The following is a 4431-nucleotide window of genomic DNA, read 5'->3' on the forward strand; positions in this document are numbered from 1 at the left end:
CAGCTGTTCCCTATCCTGCACCAACAATAAGAATGGAGTTAAATAAAGAAAGTGAGTGCATTAGGGAAAAATATATTAAATTAATAGATTCAAAAGTTTACCACTATTCAGCATATGATAACCCACCGAAATTATCTAAAAAAGTATTTACTTTCAAAGCCTTAAAAGAAGGTGAATGTAGAGTTAACGTAGTAGTATTTAGAGTATACAGTGGTTTTTTTTAAACACATTCCCACGCTTTTAATATTATAATTAAATAATTATCACTTTTTTATCAACCTTTTATTAAAAGAAGATCTACCTTTATATTTTTCGGAACCTTCTCACCGTTTAAATACTTAATCGCATTCTCCACTGCAAGTCTACCCATTCTAGAAGGCTGTTGCGCAATTGTTGCAGTTAATCTACCATTTTTTATAGCCAAAAGTGCATCCTCAGTACCATCAAAACCTACTACATATATATCTTTATTTGCTTCTTCAATTGCCTTAATAGCACCCAAAGCCATTTCATCGTTGTGAGCAAAAACTGCATCAACATTAGGATACCTCTGTAGGAGATTCTCCATAACAACTAGAGCCTCTCTTCTATCAAAGTTAGCAGGTTGACGTGCAACAACCTTTATATCTGAGTATTTAATTCGTTCATTAAACCCTTTTCCTCTCTCTCTTGCTGCTGAAGTACCAGGAATTCCCTGCAATTCAATAACATTACCTTTACCATTTAATAGATCTATTATGTATTCGGCAGCCATAGCACCGCCCTTATAATTATCAGAAGCAATATGGCATACAACCTTACCTGAGGCCGCCTTCCTATCAACTGTTATTACAGGTATATTTTTATTATTTGCAAGTTCAACAGACTTAACAACAGCATCAGAATCTGTAGGGTTTATAATAATTAGATCAACACCTGATACAATTAAAGACTCTACATTATTTTGCTCTTTAATAGGGTCATTCCTTGAATCAAGTACTGTTAATTTAACATTATTTACATTAGCAATATCTTCAGCACCCTCTTTTAATTTAACAAAAAAAGGGTTATTTAATGTTGATATAACAAAACCAATCTTATATTTATAATCAGTCTCTTTCTGTGATCCACATCCAACAATAATTAGTGCAAGAGCAAAAAGGAAACCCTTTAATAATATTCTCATAATAACACCTCCTACTGCTATTATATATTTTTTCTATCTAATATAACTGCAACCAATATTACAAGACCTTTTACAACCATCTGATAATAGGATGAAACATTTAAGATATTCAATGCATTGTTTAAAACACTTATAATAAGAGCACCGATCAATGTCCCAACTATACTACCTCTGCCACCTGACAAAGGAGTCCCTCCAATAACTACAGCAGCTATTGCATCTAACTCATAGCTGCTTCCCATTGTAGGTTGGGCAGAGAACAATCTAGTTGTTGCAATTAAACCAGAGATAGCAGCTGTTATACCACAAACAGTATAGGCAAATATTTTTACAATATTTGTGTTAATACCAGCTATATAGGTAGCTTTTTCGTTGCATCCAACAGCATATATATATCTGCCAATCTTCATATATCTTAAAATAAAATAACCAATTACAAATACTAATAACATTATATAAACTGACAATGGAATACCCAGAAAATAACCTGAGCCAATTGCATCTAATATATGTAACTCAAAATTTGAACTAAAAGTTATAGGACTACCATCTGTAAAGACGAGGGTTGCCCCTCTTAAAAGGATCATCATGGCAAGGGTTGCTATAAAAGGCTGGACTTTACCTTTACATATAATAAATCCATTTAACAGTCCAAGGAATGCCCCAGTCAATAAAAGTAATATAATAGCATAAACCTCATAGGCACCATGCACAATTAGTTTTGCCAAAACTGCACCTGAAAAAGCTAATATGGAGCCAACAGATAGATCTATACCACCTGTTAATATAACAAAGGTCATTCCAGCTGCAACTATGGCGTTAACAGCAGCCTGTCTTAAAATATTAAAAAAATTACTATAGCTCATAAATTGAGGATTAAAAATTGCTACAACTAATGAAAATATTATCAAAAATGTAAGGGTAGGAAATTTTGTTACAATTTTAAATAAGTTAGAAAAAAGCTTCTTGTTATTTAACATTAAAAGCTAATTGCATTAAACGGTTTTTATTAATATCACTTCTTTTTAATAAATCTATTTTTCTCCCCTTATTCATTACTAACACATTATCAGATATTCCCATAATCTCATCTACATCAGAAGAGATAAAAATAATCGCCAATCCCCTCTTCTTTAATTCATTAACGATTGAGTAGATTTCTCTTCTTGCTTTAACATCAACACCCCTTGTGGGTTCATCTAGTATAAGCACTGTAGGAGAAGTATCTAACGCCTTTGCTATTGAAACCTTCTGTTGATTACCCCCACTTAGATATACAACTTTTTGGTCAATAGAGAAAACTTTAATCCTCAATTTTTTTGTATAATCTAAAACGCTTATCCTTAATTTTTTAAAATCAATAATTTTAAAAAGTCTTATATATTTATCCAGAGAAGATAATGTTATATTTTCACTAACAGTCAAATCAACAACTAAGCCTTCATTTTTTCTATCCTCGCTAACATATATAATACCACAATTTTTAGCCTCTCTACAGTTTTTTAACAATAATTTTTTGCCCCTTAAATAGATTCTACCTTTATATTTTGGATAAATCCCAAAAAGAGTTTTTGCTAAATAGGTCCTACCAGCTCCAATTAAGCCAAAAACACCTAATGCCTCACCTTCATTAATTGTAAAGGATATATCCTTTAAATAGTCATTACTTAAATTATCCACTTTAAAAAGATTGTTCTTGGTACTACATTTAACAAAATAATTATCTGATACTAGAGACTCTCCAACCATTTTATTAATTAGCAAATTTTTGTTTACTTGATCTATTTTCTCCTCTAAAACTAACCTGCCATCTCTTAATACTGTAACCCTATCGCATATTTCAAATATTTCTTCAAGCCTATGGGTTATATAAACAATACTTTTACCTTTATTTTTTAAATCTCTAATAATTGTAAATAGTACATTTCTTTCTACATCTGTTAATGCATCTGTTGGTTCATCCATAATTATTATATTTGCGTTAAAATAGATAGCCCTTGCAAGTTCAACCATTTTTTGATTGGCAACACTTAAGTTTTTCACTAATTCATTAGGTTTAATATCCAAAGATAGATCATCTAATAAATGCTTAGTATAATCATACATATACTTCCAATTAATCTTTTTAAAATTATTAACAGGTTGTCTACCTAAAAATATATTTTCAGCAACTGTTAGCTCAGAGATTAAATTCAATTCCTGCATTAGTATATATATACCGGAATTATAGGCTTCTAGCGGACTTTTAAATTCTAATTCTTCACCATTATAAACTATACTACCATTATCTTTTTTATAAATGCCTGTTAGTATCTTAACGAGGGTAGACTTCCCAGCCCCATTTTCCCCAAGAAGAGCCATTGCCTCACCTTTGTAGACATTAAATGTAACATCAATTAATACTTTTACAGAAAAGAAACTTTTATTAATATTTATTGCTGATAATACTTTCTCTCCCACATAATAATATTAGCGCATAAATTAATATTTAACAAATAATAATATCAAAATAATAGTGCTTATAAATAAAGGATATGACTATCGATATCTACTTTTTAACACTCTTGTAAAATTAAAGAAGAGCATAGCAATTGCTATGCTCTAATAAAGTAACTATTTTTTAAACATTCTTGGAAAGACCCTTAGTAAACTAAAGACACCAAGAATTTTGTTTTTAATATTATGGGAATATAAGAAATGCAGAATACCTTTTAACCCATCATATAACTTTTTGTCATAGGGATGCCAGAAGATATTCTTTTTTATAAAAGGCAAGATATCATTAACTATCATTTGAGGTTGGGTTAATTCATAAAAACCTAAGAAACCATGGGTTCTACCTATACCTGATTGTTTAAAACCACCCCAAGAAGTCTCAGGAAGCCCATGACTCATCAAATGATCATTTATTGTTATAGCACCTGCTTTTATTTGTCTTCCTATTTTTTCTGCTTTCTTAAGATTCTTTGACCATACAGAACCTGTTAATCCAAGGTATGAATCATTAGCTAACTCTAGCGCCTTCTCTATTGAGCTAACCTTCATAACACCTATAACTAGACCAAAGGTTTCATCTTTCATAATTTGCATATTATGATTCACATCTGTAAGAACCATAGCTGGCATTACATTCTTTCCATCAACAACTTTTGATTTAGCAATTATTTTTGCACCCATTGAAAGGGCTTCATCAACATGCTCTTTTACCTTGTTTAGCTGGTTTTCTGTTGTAAATACACCAATATCAACATTATAATCTCTATCAT

Annotated in this window: 5 protein-coding genes; 1 reads left to right on the top strand and 4 read right to left on the bottom strand. The window is 30.9% G+C overall.

The genetic code is table 11. From position 1 onward, the window contains the following. Positions 1 to 224: hypothetical protein (locus SVN78_08720; protein ID MDY6821688.1), on the top strand; the 224-nt coding region annotated here is incomplete at its 5' end. Between the two features lie 50 nt (positions 225 to 274). Here SVN78_08720 and rbsB read toward each other — a convergent pair. The 4 genes from rbsB to SVN78_08740 all read right to left on the bottom strand — a co-directional run. Further along, positions 275 to 1165: a ribose ABC transporter substrate-binding protein RbsB gene (rbsB, locus tag SVN78_08725; GenBank protein ID MDY6821689.1), complete on the bottom strand. Its 891-nt coding sequence runs from the start codon at positions 1163 to 1165 to the stop codon at positions 275 to 277. A gap of 20 nt (positions 1166 to 1185) precedes the next feature. Continuing rightward, positions 1186 to 2031, bottom strand: coding sequence for a ribose ABC transporter permease (locus tag SVN78_08730; protein ID MDY6821690.1), 846 nt, complete (start codon positions 2029 to 2031; stop codon positions 1186 to 1188). Between the two features lie 103 nt (positions 2032 to 2134). Then, the gene (locus SVN78_08735; GenBank protein ID MDY6821691.1) at positions 2135 to 3625 is read right to left on the bottom strand and encodes a sugar ABC transporter ATP-binding protein; all 1491 of its coding nucleotides are present in this window, start codon (positions 3623 to 3625) and stop codon (positions 2135 to 2137) included. A 153-nt stretch (positions 3626 to 3778) separates the two neighbouring features. Then, a partial coding sequence (locus SVN78_08740) for an aldehyde dehydrogenase family protein (GenBank protein MDY6821692.1) occupies positions 3779 to 4431 on the bottom strand: 653 nt, incomplete at its 5' end.

This window comes from Deferribacterota bacterium (assembly GCA_034189185.1).
GTDB lineage: Bacteria > Chrysiogenota > Deferribacteres > Deferribacterales > UBA228 > UBA228.

Bases quoted from the DNA above. Each gene is read 5' to 3' on its own strand.
- rbsB (MDY6821689.1), bottom strand. From the start codon at position 1,165: ATGAGAATATTATTAAAGGGTTTCCTTTTTGCTCTTGCACTAATTATT.
- SVN78_08730 (MDY6821690.1), bottom strand. From the start codon at position 2,031: ATGAGCTATAGTAATTTTTTTAATATTTTAAGACAGGCTGCTGTTAAC.